At 68.3% G+C, this 17377-nt stretch carries 15 protein-coding genes; 2 read left to right on the top strand and 13 right to left on the bottom strand.

Going from position 1 to position 17377, the window contains the following annotated elements; genetic code table 11:
- Positions 1-197: 197 nt before the first annotated feature.
- Positions 198-593 carry a hypothetical protein gene (locus QTI68_RS36505; RefSeq protein WP_286529113.1) on the top strand — a complete coding sequence of 132 codons (396 nt, stop codon included), beginning with the start codon at positions 198-200 and terminating at the stop codon, positions 591-593.
- Positions 594-658: 65 nt separating this feature from the next.
- On the opposite strand, the gene QTI68_RS36500 is transcribed toward QTI68_RS36505, so the two are convergent.
- The 9 genes from QTI68_RS36500 to argA form a co-directional block, all read right to left on the bottom strand.
- Positions 659-889: a hypothetical protein gene (locus QTI68_RS36500; protein WP_286529111.1), complete on the bottom strand. Its 231-nt coding sequence runs from the start codon at positions 887-889 to the stop codon at positions 659-661.
- A gap of 211 nt (positions 890-1100) precedes the next feature.
- A complete protein-coding gene (locus tag QTI68_RS36495) occupies positions 1101-1664 on the bottom strand; it encodes a hypothetical protein (protein ID WP_286529109.1) in 564 nt (187 codons plus the stop codon).
- Between the two features lie 9 nt (positions 1665-1673).
- Complete coding sequence (locus QTI68_RS36490) at positions 1674-3716, bottom strand: ABC-F family ATP-binding cassette domain-containing protein (RefSeq protein WP_286529106.1); 2043 nt, start codon at positions 3714-3716, stop codon at positions 1674-1676.
- Positions 3717-3846: 130 nt separating this feature from the next.
- Positions 3847-4728, bottom strand: coding sequence for a 50S ribosomal protein L3 N(5)-glutamine methyltransferase (prmB, locus tag QTI68_RS36485; RefSeq protein ID WP_286529105.1), 882 nt, complete (start codon positions 4726-4728; stop codon positions 3847-3849).
- Complete coding sequence (dapE, locus tag QTI68_RS36480) at positions 4725-5894, bottom strand: succinyl-diaminopimelate desuccinylase (protein WP_286529103.1); 1170 nt, start codon at positions 5892-5894, stop codon at positions 4725-4727. Before dapE ends, prmB begins: the two co-directional genes overlap by 4 nt.
- A gap of 17 nt (positions 5895-5911) precedes the next feature.
- On the bottom strand, positions 5912-7060 hold the full coding sequence (locus QTI68_RS36475) for a PilT/PilU family type 4a pilus ATPase (protein ID WP_286529101.1): 1149 nt from the start codon (positions 7058-7060) through the stop codon (positions 5912-5914).
- Positions 7061-7135: 75 nt separating this feature from the next.
- A complete protein-coding gene (gene dapD / locus QTI68_RS36470) occupies positions 7136-7960 on the bottom strand; it encodes a 2,3,4,5-tetrahydropyridine-2,6-dicarboxylate N-succinyltransferase (RefSeq protein ID WP_286529099.1) in 825 nt (274 codons plus the stop codon).
- 8 nt (positions 7961-7968) lie between these two features.
- The gene (gene dapC, locus QTI68_RS36465) at positions 7969-9168 is read right to left on the bottom strand and encodes a succinyldiaminopimelate transaminase (protein WP_286529096.1); all 1200 of its coding nucleotides are present in this window, start codon (positions 9166-9168) and stop codon (positions 7969-7971) included.
- Between the two features lie 59 nt (positions 9169-9227).
- A complete protein-coding gene (argA, locus tag QTI68_RS36460; RefSeq protein WP_286529094.1) occupies positions 9228-10574 on the bottom strand; it encodes an amino-acid N-acetyltransferase in 1347 nt (448 codons plus the stop codon).
- Between the two features lie 66 nt (positions 10575-10640).
- Between argA and hrpA the strand changes: the two genes are divergently transcribed.
- On the top strand, positions 10641-14495 hold the full coding sequence (hrpA, locus tag QTI68_RS36455; protein ID WP_286529092.1) for an ATP-dependent RNA helicase HrpA: 3855 nt from the start codon (positions 10641-10643) through the stop codon (positions 14493-14495).
- Positions 14496-14559: 64 nt separating this feature from the next.
- Here the strand turns inward: hrpA and QTI68_RS36450 are convergent, their stop codons facing one another.
- From QTI68_RS36450 to QTI68_RS36435, 4 genes are all read right to left on the bottom strand, one after another.
- Positions 14560-14718 carry a DUF3309 family protein gene (locus QTI68_RS36450; RefSeq protein ID WP_214685614.1) on the bottom strand — a complete coding sequence of 53 codons (159 nt, stop codon included), beginning with the start codon at positions 14716-14718 and terminating at the stop codon, positions 14560-14562.
- Positions 14719-14828: 110 nt separating this feature from the next.
- Complete coding sequence (locus QTI68_RS36445; protein ID WP_286529090.1) at positions 14829-15995, bottom strand: pyridoxal phosphate-dependent aminotransferase; 1167 nt, start codon at positions 15993-15995, stop codon at positions 14829-14831.
- Entirely contained in the window at positions 15992-16933 is a 942-nt protein-coding gene (locus QTI68_RS36440) for a CysB family HTH-type transcriptional regulator (protein WP_286529087.1), read from the bottom strand. The genes QTI68_RS36445 and QTI68_RS36440 overlap by 4 nt, the downstream gene beginning before the upstream one ends.
- Positions 16934-16996: 63 nt before the next feature.
- On the bottom strand, positions 16997-17365 hold the full coding sequence (locus QTI68_RS36435) for a sirohydrochlorin chelatase (protein WP_286529086.1): 369 nt from the start codon (positions 17363-17365) through the stop codon (positions 16997-16999).
- Positions 17366-17377: the final 12 nt, after the last annotated feature.

Here is a 17377-nt window from a genome sequence, read left to right as displayed (position 1 = left end):
CCTTTGGTGACATCACAAAGTAATACATTCGAGTTACTTTGTCTGTAGGCAGCGCATGACGCGCGGATGTCGCTCCTGGAGGAGGTGTCAGGGTCGGTTGCGTGCGTTTACGCCAGCTTTGCAATCCCTCGGTGCACGCTGTTCGACGCACCCGCGTTGACTGTGTACGGGGCAGTTGCCTCGAACAGGAGATTCACATGCAGGCAGGTCGCTCAGTGTTGGTCAAGTTGGCAGCGGTCGGCGTCCTCGCCGTCGCAGCCCTCGCAGGTGCCGCTTCAGCCAGCGCTGGCACGAACTGGTCGGTGGGCATCGCGGTCCCCGGCGTGGTCGTCGGCGCGGGCGAGCCGGCGCGGTATTACGAGCCGGCGCCTGTCTATGCGCCTCCGGCTCCGGTGTACTACCAGCCGGCGCCGGTGTATCGCGCTGCCCCGCCTGTGGCCTACGCGCCGGCGCCCGTCTACTATGAGCCGGGGTATCGCGGCGAGGGGCGGCGCTTCTATCGCTCCGAGTGGAACGATGGTCGCCGCTGGGACCATCGCGAATGGCGGCATGAGCGCCGTGAAGAACGCCGGGGATGGGGCGACCGCGACTGATCGAGACCTGAAGCCGCACAACAAAAAGGCCGTTCGAGACGGCCTTTTGTTTGCTTGACAGGGTCCTAGGCGGCGTCGCTGCCGTCCAGCGCGGCGGAGTGGCGCGAGCCCGCGATCGAGGACACCACGCCGACGGCGCTGGCACGCAGCAGTTCTTGCCGCAAGGCGGCCTCAAGCAACCGCCGGGCCGTGTCCGGCCGGTCGTGGTCGTACTCTTCGTCCAACTCGCAATGCAGGTAGTAGTCGACCCTGGCCATGAGCCTCTCGACCGACGCTGCGAGGTCTGTCTCGTTCATATTCCGCTCCTCCGAACCAGTCGCGCGGATACGACTTTGGTTTGATCTCGACTTCCCTTTTGTCACACGCTTGACGCATCCGGCAGCCAAGTGTGCAAGTCATCTCATTATCCGCCTGCTTGCGCAATAGCTCCCCATCCGATGTCGCCGTAGGCCAACAACTCGTTCAGATTGATAATTTTCGAGTTCTTTGGTACTAGGGTGAACACGCCTAGCGAAGTCGGAGTCGATTCCATGCGCTGGTCAGCCTGGAAGGGCGCACGGGCGGCGCCGATCCCGCGGCCTGGGGCGGCGGCAACTGATGCCGCACGGCCTGCGCCACCCGGACGCAGTCCTTGATGTGCAATTCGCCCAGCGAGCGGAGCGCGGCGTAACTGAGTGTGGCAGAGACCACTTGCCCGGCGAGGGGAACGAAGCGGGCCGCCTGGCTGGCGGTCAGCTTGACGCCGGCATGGCGCGCCAGCGCGACCAGCAGGTCGCGGGTGACCAGGCGCCCGACCAGCAGTGCGCCGACGGTGGCCGCGGCCTTGCGGATGCGCTCGCGCTCATGGGGCGCCAGGCGCTCGACCTGGGTCACTGATAGCCCGAACTCGGTGCTTATCTGCGGCACCACGCGGGCCAGCAGGGCCGCGTCGGCAGCCCAGTCGAGGCCCGGAATGGGCATCGCGCCGACGGCGGCCGCCATCATCGCCTTGCGGCCCAGCAGGCGGCGACTGCGCCGGATGGCGGCAATCAGTTGGGGGTCACCCTGCGCGAGTTCGATGGCGGAAGACATTCCGCCCCATTATGAGGTGGCGAGGGCCTCGAGCTGGTCCGACAGCGCCAGCCAGCGCTCCTCGAGGCTCGCGATCTCGTCGCCGAGCGCCTTCAGGCGCTTGCCTGCCTCGGCGATTTCCGGCGCCGGCAGGGCCTGGGCGAGCCGTGCTTCGAGCGTCGCCTTCTCGCTGCTGGCGGCCGCCAGGCGCTGGTCGACCTGGGTCAGCTCGCGCTTCAGGGGCTTGGCCTGGTCGCTGCGCTGCTGGCGATCCTGCGCGTCCTGCTTGCGCTGGTTCTTGCCCGCGGGGGCGCTGTCGGCCGCCCTGGGCGCCGCCGGGGCGCTCGCCGCCGGGGCTTCGGCCGGAGCGGCCGCGGCTTCGACCGCCACGGCGGCCGCGGCATCGCGGGTCGCCACCTTGGCCTCCTCGCGCAGCCGCTTGGCCTCGTCGAGGAGGTAGCGCTGGTAGTCGTCGAGGTCGCCGTCGAAATCCGTGACCACGCCCCGGCCGACCAGCCAGAACTCGTCGCAGACCGAGCGCAGCAGCGCGCGGTCGTGGCTGACCAGCATCAGGGTGCCTTCGAACTCGTTGAGCGCCACGGCAAGCGCCTCGCGCGTCGCCAGGTCCAGGTGGTTGGTGGGCTCGTCGAGCAGCAGCAGGTTGGGGCGCTGCCAGACCATCATGGCCAGCACCAGCCGCGCCTTCTCGCCGCCGCTCATGGTGCCGACCGGCTGCTTGACCATGTCGCCGCTGAAGTTGAAGCTGCCGAGGAAGCCGCGCAGCGCCTGCTCGCCGGTGCCTTCCCGGGCGGCGCTGCCGAGTTCGCGCGCCATGCGCACCATGTGCTCCAACGGATTGTCCTGGGGGCGCAGCACGTCGAGTTCCTGCTGCGCGAAGTAGCCGATGTTGAGGCCCTTGCCCTCGGTGACGGTGCCGGCGAGCGCGCCCATTTCGCGCGCGATGGTCTTCACCAGCGTCGACTTGCCCTGGCCGTTGGCACCCAGGATGCCGATCCGCTGGCCGGCCAGCACCGAGCGATTGACGCCGCGCAGGATGGTCTTCGGCGGCTCGTCCTCGATCTCGTAGCCGAAGCTCGCGTCGCTGATCGACAGCATTGGATTCGGGATGTTGCCCGGCTCCTTGAATTCGAAGGTGAAGTCGGCCTCGGCCAGCAGCGGCGCGACCCTTTCCATGCGCTCGAGCGCCTTGACCCGGCTCTGCGCCTGCTTGGCCTTGCTGGCCTTGGCCTTGAAGCGGTCGATGAACTTCTGCAGGTGGGCGATCTTGTCCTGCTGCTTGCTGAAGGCGACCTGCTGCTGTTCCATCTGCAGCGCGCGCATGTCCTCGAACTTGCTGTAGTTGCCGCCGTAGCGCGTGAGCTGGGCGTTGGCGATGTGCAGGGTGACATCGGTCACGGCGTCGAGGAACTCGCGGTCGTGGCTGATCACGATCATGGTGCCGGCATAGCGCTGCAGCCAGGCTTCGAGCCAGACCAGCGCGTCGAGGTCCAGGTGGTTGGTGGGTTCGTCGAGCAGCAGCAGGTCGCTCGGGCACATCAGCGCGCGCGCCAGCTGCAGCCGCATGCGCCAGCCGCCCGAGAAGCTGTTGACCGGCTCGTCGAGCTCGTGCGACTTGAAGCCCAGGCCGAGGATCAGGGCCTGGGCGCGCGGCACGGCGTCGTGCTCGCCGGCGTCCGCCAGGTCGGTGTAGGCGTGGGCCAGCTCCATGCCGATGTCGGGGTCGTCCGGGTTGGCTTCGTAGGCGGCTTCGATGGCCGCCAGCGCTGCACGCAGCTCGCCGAGGCGGGTGTCGCCGCCGACCACGAAGTCGGTTGCCGATTCGTCGGTCTCGGGCATGTTCTGCGCCACCTGCGCCATGCGCCAGTGCCTGGGCACGGAAAAGTCGCCGCCGTCCTCGTGCAGCGTGCCGTTGAGCAGGGCGAACAAGGTGGACTTGCCGGCGCCGTTGCGCCCCACCAGGCCGACCTTCTCGCCCGGGTTGAGGGTGACGGTGGCGCCGTCGAGCAGGACCTTGGCGCTGCGGCGAAGAATGACGTTTCTGAGAGTGATCATGGATAGGGGACCGTAGGGGCGATTATCCCGTGCGCGTCCAGGCGGCCTGGCGCGAGGGGACATAGGGGAAAAACGCCCGATGAAGGGGGCGCAGCCGATGCTGCGGGAGGGCGGCGAAGGGCGGGCGTCGCTAGGGCTGGCCGGCAGCCGCCAGCAGGGCGTCCCGCGTCACGAGCAGGACCTGGTCCTCGCCGGCCGAGCTTTCGAGCCAGACGACTTCGAGCCGCGGGAAGGCGGCTTCGAAGTTCGCGCGCTCGTTGCCGATCTCGAGCACCAGCACGGCCTGCGCGCTCATGCGCGACGGCGCGTCGGCGAACAGCCGGCGCACGAAGTCCATGCCGTCGCTGCCGCCGGCCAGCGCGAGTTCGGGCTCGGCCCGGTATTCGGCGGGCAGGGCGGCCATGCTCGCGCTGTTGACGTAGGGCGGGTTGCACAGCACCAGGTCGTACGGGCCGGGCACTGCGGCCAGGCCATCGGAATGGATCAGCCTGACGCGGGCGTCGAGTTGGTGCCGGGTGACGTTGATCGCCGCCACCTCGAGCGCCTCGACCGACAGGTCGGCCGCGTCCACGCTCACCTCCGGATAGGTCAGGGCGGCGAGGATCGCGAGGCTGCCGTTGCCGGTGCACAGGTCGAGCACGCGCCGGGTGTGGTCGCCGAGCCAGTAGTCGATGGAGCCGTCGGCGATCAGTTCGGCGATGAAGCTGCGCGGCACGATGGCGCGTTCGTCGACGTAGAAGGGCACGCCCTGCAGCCAGGCCTCCCGGGTCAGGTAGGCCGCCGGCTTGCGGGTCGCGATGCGCTGCGCGAACAGCTCGCCGATGCGCGCCGCGTCGGCGGGCGACACCGGCCGCTCGGCCACGGCGTCGAGTTCGTCGAGCGGCAGGCCCAGGCGCCACAGCACCAGCCAGACCGCTTCGTCGAAGGCGTTGTCGGTGCCGTGGCCGAACGCCACGCCGGCTTCGGCCAGCTGCTGGGCGCCGGCCTCGATCAAGGCGATGACGGTGCTCATGGGGTCAGCGCTTCGAGCCGTTCGAGCGTGCGGCGGTAGATGTTCTTGAGCGGCTCGATGTCGGCCACCGCGATGTGCTCGTCGATCTTGTGGATGCTCGCGTTGACCGGGCCGAGCTCGACCACCTGGCGGCAGATCTTGGCGATGAAGCGCGCATCGCTGGTGCCGCCGCTGGTCGACAGCTCGGTCTGGAGGCCGGTCTCGTCGCGGATCGCCTGTTGCACGGCTTCGACCAGCGCGCCGGGCACGGTGAGGAAGGGCAGGCCGCCGACCGTCCAGGCCAGCGTGTAGTCGAGGCCGTGGGCGTCGAGCACCGAGGCCACGCGCTGTTGCAGCGACTCGGGGGTCGACTCGGTCGAGAAGCGGAAGTTGAAATCGATCACGGCCGCGCCCGGGATCACGTTGCTGGCGCCGGTGCCCGCATGGATGTTGCTGATCTGCCAGCTGGTCGGCTGGAAATGATCGTTGCCGGCATCCCAGCCGCCTGCCGCGTTGAGTGCGACCAGTTCGGCCAGGGCCGGCGCGAAGGCGTGCACCGGGTTCTTCGCCAGGTGCGGGTAGGCGATATGGCCCTGGACGCCGTTGACCGTCAGCCGGCCGCTCATGGTGCCGCGGCGGCCGTTCTTGATCATGTCGCCGCAGCGCTCGACCGAGGTCGGCTCGCCGACGATGCAGTAGTCGATCGCCTCGCCGCGCGCCGCCAGCAGGTTGCAGACCACCACCGTGCCGTCGATGCCGGGGCCTTCCTCGTCGCTGGTGAGGAGCAGCGCCAGCGTGAGCCGCGGGTCGGGCGTGGCGGCCAGGAACTCCTCGATGGCGACCACGAAGGCGGCCAGCGAGGTCTTCATGTCGCAGGCGCCGCGGCCGTAGAGGCGGCGGTCACGGTGGGTCGGGGTGAACGGGTGGCTGCTCCACTGCTCGATCGGACCGGTCGGCACGACGTCGGTATGGCCGGCGAAGGCCATGGTCTTCGGCTGGTCTGCGCTGCCTGGCCGCACCGCCCACAGGTTGGTGACGCGGAAGTCGGCAGGGCCGCTTTCGATGGTCTCGAGCCGGAATCCGAGCCGCGCCAGGCGCTCGCCGAGGATCTGCTGGCAGCCGCCGTCGTCGGGGGTGACCGAGGGGCGGGAGATCAGTTGTTCGGCGAGCTGGAGCGTTCGGGACATCGACAGGGGCAGGTGGCTCAGGGACGCACGTCGAGCGTGATGTCCGTGAAGGTGGGTTCCTCGACCTGGTCGAGGAGGGAGCGTTCTTCGTTGCGCGCGGGCGGCGCCTTGCGGTTCTGCAGGCGCCACATGAGGTTGGTCGGCGAATCGGCCTGGGACAGGCCTTCTTCGCGCGTCACCAGGTCTTCGGTGATGAGCCGCGCGATGTCTTCCTCGAAGGTCTGGGAGCCTTCGGCCATCGATTGTTCCATGGCTTCCTTGACCGCCGAGAAGTCGCCCTTGCCGATCAGTTCGGCCACCAGCGCGGTGTTCAGCAGCACTTCGAGCGCCGGCACGCGGGCACCGTTGGGCGTGCGCAGCAGGCGCTGGGCCACGATGGCGCGCAGCGCGCCGCCGAGGTCGCCCAGCAGCGTGGCGCGCACTTCGACCGGGTAGAAGCTCAGGATGCGGTTCAGCGCCCGGTAGCTGTTGTTGGCGTGCAGCGTGGCCACGCACAGGTGGCCCGACTGCGCGTAGGCGATCGCGGCGGTCATGGTCTCGCGGTCGCGGATCTCGCCGATCTGGATCACGTCGGGCGCCTGGCGCAGCGCGTTCTTGAGCGCGATCTGCAGTGACTGGGTGTCGCTGCCGACGTCGCGCTGGTTCACCATCGACTTCTTGTTGGTGAAGGTGAATTCGATCGGCTCTTCGACCGTGAGGATGTGGCCGGTGGCGTTCTCGTTGCGGTAGTCGAGCATCGAGGCCAGGGTGGTGCTCTTGCCGGCGCCGGTCGAGCCGACCATGAGGATCAGGCCGCGCTTTTCCATGACCAGGGTCTTGAGGATCTCGGGCAGGTTGAGATCCTCGAAGCTCGGGATGGTCGAGGCGATGTGCCGCACCACCACCGCGTAGCTGCCGCGCTGGCGCATGGCGCTGATGCGGAAGTTGCCGGAGCCTTCGAGCGCGATCGCCATGTTGAGCTCGCCGGTGCGCTCCAGCTCGGCGATGCGGTTCTCGTGCACCACCTCGGACAGCAGGCTGAGCGGTGCCTCGGGTGGCAGCACCTGGGCGTTGATCGGCATGCAGTTGCCGTTGATCCGGATCAGGGCCGGGGAGTTGGCCGAAAGGTAGATGTCCGAAGCCTTGCGCTCGGCCATCAGTCGAAGAATTCGCTCCATCGTGTTCATCGGCTCTCTCTCCTCGGCGTTGTGGTTCTGGATCGGGTGGCTCGCGGGGGCCGCCCCCTCAGGCGGCCCGGGTCGTCAGTCGCGCAGCAGGTCGTTCAGCGAAGTCGACGAGCGCGTCTTGGCATCGACCTTCTTCATGATGATGGCGGCGTAGGTGCTGTACTTGCCGCCCGGCTTGGGCAAGGTGCCGGCGACGACCACCGAGCCGGCCGGAACGCGGCCGAAGCTGACGGTGTCGGTCGCGCGGTCGTAAATTGGCGTGCTCTGGCCGATGAAGACTCCCATCGACAGCACCGAGTTCTCTTCGACGATGACGCCCTCGACCACCTCGGAGCGGGCGCCGATGAAGCAGTTGTCCTCGATGATGGTCGGGCCGGCCTGCAGCGGTTCGAGCACGCCGCCGATGCCGACGCCGCCCGACAGGTGGACGTTGGCGCCGATCTGGGCGCAGGAGCCGACCGTGGCCCAGGTGTCGACCATCGTGCCTTCACCGACGTAGGCGCCGATGTTGACGTAGGAGGGCATCAGGATCGCGCCCTTGGCGATGTAGCTGCCGCGACGCGCCACGGCCGGCGGGACGATGCGCACGCCGGCTTCCTTGAGCTCGTTGGCCGAGAGGTGCGAGAACTTGGTCGGCACCTTGTCGTAGAAGCCCAGCGCGCCGGCCTGGATCTGTTCATTGTCCTTGAGGCGGAAGGACAGCAGCACGGCCTTCTTGATCCACTGGTGCACGGTCCACTGGCCGACGGCTTCGCGGGTGGCGACCCGCAGGTGGCCGTTGTTGAGCTCGGCGATCACGTGGTCGACGGCGTCGCGCACTTCCTTGGAAGCGCTGGAGGCGGAGATGTTGGCGCGGTCTTCCCACGCGGCGTCGATGGTCTGCTGGAGTTGTTGGGTCATGGAAGAGCTCAGTTCTGGATGAAGTTCACGATGCGTTTCGCGGCCTCGGTGCATTCGGCCGTGTCGGCGACCAGCGCCATGCGGATGCGCCCGCGGCCCGGGTTGGCGCCGCCGACCTCACGCGCGAGGTAGCTGCCGGGCAGCACCGTCACATTGTATTGAGCGTAGAGCGCCCGGGCGAAGCCGGCGTCGTCGCCCTGCCACGATGACGGTATGCCGGCCCAGAGGTAGAAGCTGGCGTCGGGCAGGCGGACGTCGAGCACGGGTTCGAGCAACGGCGTCACGGCGGCGAACTTGGAGCGGTACTGGGCGCGGTTGTCGACCACGTGAAGTTCGTCGTTCCAGGCCGCGATGCTGGCGGCGGCCACGGTGCCGCTCATGGCGCTGCCGTGGTAGGTGCGATAGAGCAGGAAGGACTTGATGATCGCGGCGTCGCCGGCCACGAAGCCGCTGCGCAGCCCCGGCACGTTGCTGCGCTTGGACAGCGAGGTCAGGGCGATCAGGTTGCGGAAGTCGCTGCGGCCGAGCCTGGCGGCGGCCTCGAGCCCGCCGAGCGGGGGCTCGTCGCGGAAGTAGATCTCGCTGTAGCACTCGTCGGCCGCGATCACGAAACCGTGCCGGTCGGACAGCGCGAAGAGCTTTTCCCATTCGCCGATCGGCATCACGGCGCCGGTCGGATTGCCCGGCGAGCAGACGAAGACCAGCTGCGTGCGGGCCCAGATCGGGTCCGGCACGCTGTCCCAGTCGACCGCGAAATTGCGCGCCGGCACGCTCGGCACGTAGTACGGCTCGGCGCCCGAAAGCAGCGCCGCGCCTTCGTAGATTTGATAGAACGGGTTGGGCGACAGCACCACCGGCGCCGGCGTCCGGCTGGCGTCGACCACGGTCTGGGCCAGGGCGAAGAGGGCCTCGCGCGAGCCGTTGACCGGCAGCACCTGGGTGGCCGGATCCAGCGCCAGGCCATAGCGCCGCTCCAGCCAGCCGGTGAACGACTGGCGCAGCGGCAGGTCGCCGGCGGTGGCCGGATAGGTCGCGAGGGCTCCCATGCCGGCCGCCAGCGCGTCCTGGATGAAAGCCGGCGTCGGGTGCTTGGGTTCGCCGATGCCGAGGCTGATCGGCGCGAATGCGGGGTTCGGGGTGACGCCGGCGAACAGTTGTCGCAGCCGCTCGAACGGGTAGGGCTGCAGTTTGGCGAGCAGGGGATTCATGGTCCTCGATTATCGTGGCAGCCGGCGGAACCAGGCGCGGGCGATCATCGTGTTGATTCCTAGAGTTTCTTCACCAGCACCTGGCTCTTGCGGTCCCAGTTGTACTTGCGCTTGCGGGCCTCGGGCAGCCAGTCGGGGTTGACCTGCTGGAAGCCGCGCTTGAGGAACCAGTGCATGGTGCGGGTGGTGAGCACGAAGATGCTGTCCAGGCCCGACGCCTTGGCGCGCTGCTCGACCCGTTTCAGGATGCGCTCGCCGTCGCCCTGGGCCTGCGATTGCGGGGACACGGTCAACGCGGCCATCTCGGCGGTGCGCGCCTCGGGATAGGGGTAGAGCGCGGCACAGCCGAAGATCACGCCGTCGTGCTCGATCACCGTGTACTGGCCGATGTCGCGCTCGATCTCGGTGCGGCTGCGCTTGACCAGCGTGCCGTCGCGTTCGAAGGGCTCGATGAGCTGCAGGATGCCGCCGATGTCGTCGGCGGTGGCTTCGCGCAGCGATTCGAGCTTTTCGTCGATCACCATGGTGCCGATGCCGTCGTGCACGTAGACCTCGAGCAGCAGCGAGCCGTCGACCGAGAAGGGCAGGATGTGGTTGCGCTCGATGCCGGCCTCGCAGGCCTTGACGCAGTGCTGCAGGTAGAAGGCGGTGTCGGTCGGGCGCTGGGCGGGCGGCAGCGCCGCCAGCAGCTTGCGGGCGGCGTCGAGCGGCAGTTCGGTGTCGATCGGGTTGTCCTCGCTGATCGGCAGGGCCGGGTCCTGGGCGATGCCGGGCACCTCGGTCAGGAAGATCAGCTTGTCGGCCTGGATCGAGATCGCCACGCTGGTCGCGACTTCTTCCATCGTGAGGTTGAAGGCCTCGCCGGTGGGCGAGAAGCCGAATGGCGACATCAGCACCATCGAGCCGAAATCGAGCGCGCGGCGGATGCCGGCGGCGTCGACCTTGCGCACCAGCCCCGAATGCTGGAAATCGACGCCGTCGACCACGCCGACCGGCCGGGCGGTGATGAAGTTGCCGGAGATCACGCGGATGGTCGAGCCGGCCATCGGGGTGTTGGGCAGGCCCTGGCTGAAGGCGGCCTCGATCTCGTAGCGCAGCTGGCCGGCCGCCTCCTGGGCGCAGTCGAGCGCGACCTCGTCGGTGATGCGGATGCCGTGCGAGTACTTCGCCTCATGGCCCTTGGCACGCAGCTGCTCGTTGACCTGGGGCCGGAAACCGTGCACCAGCACGACCTTGACGCCCATGCTCTGGATCAGCGCCAGGTCCTGGGCGATGCTGGCCAGCTTGCCGGCGGCGATCGCCTCGCCGGCCATCGCGACCACGAAGGTCTTGCCGCGATGCATGTGGATGTAGGGCGCGACCGAGCGGAACCAGGGGACGAAGGTGAAGTTGAAGACGGTGGACATTGGCGGGGGGGTCGGGCGGAATTGCCAGGCGCAAGATAATCGACGATTTTCCCCGAACTGCCCGCCTTGTCTTCGTCTCCTCTTCGAATCGAGTTCCCCGAGTCCTTGCCGGTGTCGGCCCGGCGCGACGAAATCGCCAAGGCCATCGCTGCCCACCAGGTCGTCATCGTCTGCGGCGAGACCGGCTCGGGCAAGACCACGCAGCTGCCGAAGATCGTGCTGGAGCTCGGCCGCGGCAAGCTGAACGCCCCACCGGGCAAGGGCCGGCTGATCGGCCACACCCAGCCGCGCCGGATCGCCGCGACTTCGGTCGCCAAGCGCATCGCCGAGGAGCTGAAGACGCCGCTGGGCGAGGTGGTCGGCTACAAGGTGCGCTTCCAGGACCGGTTGTCCCGCGAGGCCTCGGTCAAGCTGATGACCGACGGCATCCTGCTGGCCGAGACCCAGACCGATCCGCTGCTCAAGGCCTACGACACGATCATCATCGACGAGGCCCATGAGCGCTCGCTGAACATCGACTTCCTGCTGGGCTACCTGCGCGAGATCCTGCCGCGGCGGCCGGACCTGAAGGTGATCGTGACCTCGGCGACCATCGATGCCGACCGTTTCGCGCAGCATTTCGCGTCCGCGAAGGGGCCGGCGCCGACCATCATGGTCTCGGGGCGGACCTTCCCGGTCGAGCAGCGATACCGTCCCTTCGAGGAGTCGCGCGACCACGACCTCAACGACGCCATCGCCGACGGGGTCGACGAGCTCTGGCGCGACCCGCACAACGCCGGCGACATCCTGGTCTTCCTGCCCGGCGAGCGCGAGATCCGCGAGGCCGCCGACCACCTGCGCCGCCACCTGAGCCACCAGCCGCTGATGCGCAGCGCCGAGGTGCTGCCCTTGTTCGCACGGCTGTCCCAGGCCGAGCAGGAGCGCATCTTCGACAGCCACAGCGGGCGGCGCATCGTGCTGGCCACCAACGTGGCCGAGACTTCGCTGACCGTGCCGGGCATCCGCTACGTGATCGACACCGGCACGGCGCGGGTCAAGCGCTATTCGTTCCGCAGCAAGGTCGAGCAGTTGCTGGTCGAGCCGATCAGCCAGGCGGCGGCCAACCAGCGCGCCGGTCGCTGCGGGCGGGTCGCCAACGGCATCTGCATCCGGCTCTACGACGAGAAGGACTTCGAGGGCCGGCCGCGCTTCACCGATCCGGAAATCCTGCGCTCCTCGCTGGCCGGCGTGATCCTGCGCATGAAGTCGCTGCACCTGGGCGATGTGGAGCGCTTTCCCTTCCTGGAGGCGCCGCAGCGGCGCGCGATCGCCGACGGCTACCAGCTGCTCAACGAACTCGGCGCGGTCGACGACGCCAACGAGCTGACGCCGATGGGCGCCGAGCTGGCCCGGCTGCCGCTCGACCCGCGGGTCGCGCGCATGATCATCGAGGCCCGCACGCGCGGCGCGCTGGAAGAAGTGCTGGTGATCGCCAGCGCCCTGTCGGTGCAGGACGTGCGCGACCGGCCGATGGAGATGCAGCAGCAGGCCGACCAGGCGCATTCGAAGTTCGACGACGAGAAGAGCGAGTTCAGCGGTTACCTGCGGCTGTGGAAGTGGATTCAGGATTCGCGCGGCGGGCATGCAGACACCCACAAGCTCAGCAACCGCCAGTACGAGCAGCTGCTGCGGCAGAATTTCATCAACATCCGCCGCGTGCGCGAGTGGCGCGACATCCACTCGCAGCTGCTCACGGTCGTGACCGAGCACAAATGGCGCATCAACACCCAGCCGGCCGGCTACGAGCCGCTGCACCTGTCGATGCTCTCGGGCCTGCTCGGCAACATCGGCTGGAAGCTGGAGGACGACGAGGCCTACCTGGGCGCGCGTGGCATCAAGTTCTACCGCCATCCCGGCGCCCACCTGAAGAAGAAGCCGGGCCGCTGGATCGTCGCCTCCGAGCTGGTCGAGACCACGCGCCTGTTCGGCCGCGGCATCGCCAACATCGAGCCGCAGTGGCTCGAACAGGTGGCGGGCCACCTGCTGAAGAAGCAGCTGCTCGACCCGCACTGGGAAAAGAAGGGCGCCCAGGTCGCGGCGCTGGAGCGGGCCACGCTCTACGGACTGGTGGTCTACAGCGGGCGCCGGGTCGATTTCAGCAAGTTGGACCCGGTCGCGGCGCGCGAGATCTTCATCCGCGAGGCGCTGGTCGGCGGGCAGTGGGAAAGCAAGTTGCCGTTCCTCGCGGCCAACCGCAAGCTGGTGCGCGAGGTCGAGGGCCTGGAGCACAAGTCCCGGCGCCAGGACGTGCTGGTCGACGACGAGCTGATCTACGCCTTCTACGACGCCCAGCTGCCGGCCGACGTGTCGAGCGGCCTCACGTTCGAGAACTGGTATCGCGGCCTGTCGCGCGAGCAGCCCAGGCTGCTCTACCTGACGCGCGACGAGCTGATGCGCCACCAGGCGGCCGGGATCACGACCCAGTCCTTTCCGCCGACCGTGCGCCTGGGCGGCGTCGATTGCGCGGCCACCTACCTGCACGAGCCGGGCGATGGCAAGGACGGGCTGACCGTCAGCGTGCCGCTGTTCGTGCTGAACCAGGTCAGCGACGAACGCTGCGAGTGGCTGGTGAGCGGCATGCTGAAGGACAAGATCCAGGCCCTGCTCAAGAGCCTGCCGCAGAAGCCGCGCGCGCGGCTGGTGCCGCTGCCCGAATCGGCGGCGCGCTTCACCGAGGTGCTGTCGGCGCCCGAGGTCTTCGGCCACGGGTCGCTGACCGACGCGCTCTTGAAGCGGGTGCGCGACCAGACCAGCCTGGACGTCAAGCGCGCCGACTTCAAGCTCGACATGCTGGCGCCTCACCTCTTCATGAACCTGCGGGTGGTCGACGAGCACGGCCGGCAGCTCGGCATGGGGCGCAACCTGGGCGCGCTGAAGGCCGAGCTGGGCACGCAGGCGCGCGGTGCGTTCCAGGCCCTGGCCGGGCTCAACGTGCGGGCTTCGCCGGAGCCGGCCCAGGCCGGGGCAGGTGGGCAGGCCCGGCCCGCAGCAAAAGCCGCGGTCGAGGCGCCGGCGACGCCGGCCCTGCCGGCCGGCCAGCGCTACACCGCCTGGACCTTCGGCGAGCTTCCCGAATTGATGGAGGTGCGGCGCGGAGCGCAATCGCTGATCGGGTTCCCGGCGCTGGTCGACGGCAGCGATGCGGTGACGATCGAGGTCTTCGACGAGCCGGCCGTGGCCGCCGCGAAACATCGGGCGGGCCTGCGCCGGTTGTTCGCCCTGCAACTCAAGGATGCCCTGAAGTACCTCGAGAAGAACATCCCCGACCTGCAGAAGATGGCGGTCGCCTACATGCCGCTCGGCACCGCCGAGGAACTGCGGGCGCAGATCATCGAAGTGGCGATCGACCGCGCGTTCCTGCAGGAGCCGCTGCCGACCGACGAGTTCGCCTTCAAGCGGCGGCTGGAGGAGGGACGTGGACGCCTGACGCTGATCGCCAACGAGGTGGCCCGGCTGGCGGGCACGATCCTGGTCGAGTACGGGCTGGCGCTGCGCAAGATCAAGGACACCAAGGTGCAGCCCGAGGCCACTGGCGACGCGGCGCAGCAGCTGCAGCGGCTGGTGGGCAAGCGCTTCATCGCCGACACGCCCTGGCCGCGGCTGCAGCACTTCGCGCGCTACCTGAAGGCGATCACCCTGCGGCTCGACAAGCTGCGCGCCGACCCGGCGCGCGATGCCCAGCGGCTGGCCGAACTGCGGCCGCAGGAGCAGCGCTACTGGCGCCTGCTGGCCGAGCGCAAGGGCGCGGCCGACGAGCGCATGAGCGAGTTCCGCTGGCTGATCGAGGAACTGCGCGTGAGCTTCTTCGCCCAGGAGCTGCGCACGCCGCAGCCGGTCAGCGTGAAGCGGCTGGACAAGCTTTGGGCGCAGCTGGGGCACTGAGCCGCGCCCGGCAGACAGCAAAAAGCCCGCCGAAGCGGGCTTTTCGTGTGCCGGGAGCCGGAGGCTATATCCGACCCATCAGCAGCAGCACGATCACCACCAGCAGCACCAGGCCAAGACCGCCGCTGGGCCCATAGCCCCAGCTGCGGCTGTAGCCCCAGCTCGGCAGCGCGCCCACCAGCAGCAGGATCAGGACGATCAGCAGAATCAACGAGAGGGACATGGACTTCTCCTAGGGCGGTATGTTTTGAAGCCCTCATCCTCTGCCTCCCGGAGCGCGGCGATCGCGGGAAGCAGCCCCCTCCCGCGGTCAGGACTCTCCTACCGTTCGTGTCAGAGCCGGGCCAGTCGCCCGATCGCGGCCTGCAGGGTTTCGTCCTTCTTGGCGAAGCAGAAGCGCACCACGCGCTGATCGAAGCCGTCACCGTAGAAGGCCGACAGCGGAATGGCGGCGACGCCGATCTCGCTCGTGAGCCATTGGCAGAAATCCGATTCGCCGAGCGCGCTGACCTCGCTGATGTCGACGCACTGGAAATAGGTGCCGGCGCTGGGCAGCAGCTTGAATCGCGTCTTCGCCAGGCCCTCGGCGAACAGGTCGCGCTTGCGCTGGTAGAAGGCCGGCAGCTCCAGGTAGGGCGCCGGATCGGCCATGTAACGGGCCAGCGCATGCTGCATCGGCGTGTTGACCGTGAAGACGTTGAACTGGTGGACCTTGCGGAACTCGGCGCTCAGCGCGGCCGGCGCCGCCACGTAGCCGACCTTCCAGCCGGTCACGTGGTAGGTCTTGCCGAAACTGCTGACGATGAAGCTGCGCGCCGCCAGGCCCGGGAAGCGCGCCGCGCTCTCGTGGCGGGCACCGGCGTAGACCATGTGCTCGTACACCTCGTCGCTGATCACCAGCACCTCGGTCGGCGCCAGCAGGTCCTCGAGCTGGCGCATCTCGGCCTCGGTCCAGACCGTGGCGCTCGGGTTGTGCGGCGTGTTGACGATGATGGCGCGGGTGCGCGGCGTGAGCGCCGCGGCGATCTTCGCGAAATCGGGGCGGAAGCTGCCGGGCGTGAGCGGCACGCGCACCACGGTGCCGCCGGCCAGGTCGATGTTCGGCACGTAGCTGTCGTAGCAGGGCTCCAGCACGATCACCTCGTCGCCCGGCCGGACCACGGCGAGGATCGCCGTGATGATGGCCTGGGTGGCGCCGGCGGTGATGGTGATCTCGGTCTGCGGGTCGTAGCGGTGGCCGTACAGGGTTTCGATCTTGGCTGCGATCGCCTCGCGCAACGCAAGGATGCCGGGCATCGGCGGATACTGGTTGTGGCCCGCCGCCATGGCGTCGGTCACGGCCTGCAGCAGTTGCGGGTCGCAGTTGAAGTCCGGGAAGCCCTGTCCGAGGTTGACCGCGTTTTTCTCGGCGGCGAGTGCCGACATCACGGTGAAGATCGTCGTGCCCACGGCGGGCAGCTTGGTTTGCACTTCGGGGGTGCGGACGGTCGCTCGGCTCACAGTTCGTAGTCCTGGTGTTGACCGCTCAAGGCCTTGGCGATCAGGTTGCGATCGAGCCGGTCGGAGAGCAGCTCGGCGAATTTGAAGACGAAGTTGCGCAGGTAGGCGCTGCGCTTGAAGGCGACGCGGGCGATGTTGACGCCGAAGATGTGGCCCATCGGCCGCACCACGAGGTCGGCGTTGGTGTCGTCGCGCACCGCCATCTCGGCCACGATGCCGACGCCCAGTCCGAGCCGCACATAGGTCTTGATGACGTCCGAGTCGATCGCCTCGAGCGCGATGCGCGGGGTCAGCTTCTTTTGCGCGAAGGCGTGGTCGATCCGGGTGCGACCTGTGAACGACGGGTGGTAGGTGATGATCGGCTCGTTGGCCAGGTCCTCGAGCGAGATGCGCTCCTTGTCCGCCAGCGGATGCCCCTGCGGCAGCACCAGCACGTGCTGCCATTCGTAGCAGGGCATGGTCACGAGTTCGGCGTAGTCGGCCAGCGATTCGGTGGCGATGCCGATCTCGGCCACCTCGTCGATCACCATTCGCGCCACCTGGTCGGGCGAGCCCTGGTGCAGGCTCACATTGACCTTCGGATAGGCTTCGCGCAGTTTCGCGACCGGCACCGGCAGGACGTAGCGGGCCTGCGTGTGGGTGGTGGCGATCGACAGGGTGCCGCTGTCCTGGGCGCTGAACTGCTCGCCGATGCGCTTGAGGTTGCCGACTTCGCGCATGATGAGTTCGATGCTGGCCAGCACATGCTGACCGGGTTCGGTGACGCGCTTCAGGCGCTTGCCGTGGCGGGCGAAGATCTCGACGCCGAGTTCTTCCTCGAGCTCGATGATCGCCTTCGACACGCCCGGCTGCGAGGTGTGGAGCGCCTTGGCAGCTTCGGTCAGGTTCAGGTTGCGCCTGACGGCTTCCTGAACAAACTTGAACTGGTGAAGATTCATAACAGATTCCGTATTATTTTCGGATTCATTATGCCTTCTTGGTCTATGAAAATCACCGCAAGTTCAGGATTCGAGTGCTTTCTTCGCCAGCAGGGCGATCACCTCGGGGTCCTCGCCGACGGCCGGGCGAAGCGAGAACGCGACGCCCGGATGGAGGGCCTGGAGTTCGTCGACCAGCCGCGGCAAATCTTCGCGGACATGCCGGCCCATGCCCAGGAACAGCGGGACGACCCGGATGCGCCGGGCGCCGGCGGCGATCAGCGCCTGCACCGCGGTGCGCAGGTCGGGCGCGACCAGTTCGAGGTAGGCGCAGGCGACCCGGGCCGTGGGGTCGAGCACGGCCACCTGGCGCGCCACCGCCTCCACCGGCGCCCGCCAGCGTTCGTCGCGCGAACCGTGTGCGAACAGCACGATGCCCAGGGGTGTCTGCATGGCGCTTCGGTC

It is taken from the genome of Variovorax sp. J31P207, assembly GCF_030316965.1.
Lineage (GTDB): Bacteria > Pseudomonadota > Gammaproteobacteria > Burkholderiales > Burkholderiaceae_C > Variovorax > Variovorax ginsengisoli_B.
Note: the sequence above shows the minus strand (reverse complement) of the source record. Positions and strands in the feature narration are given on the sequence as shown.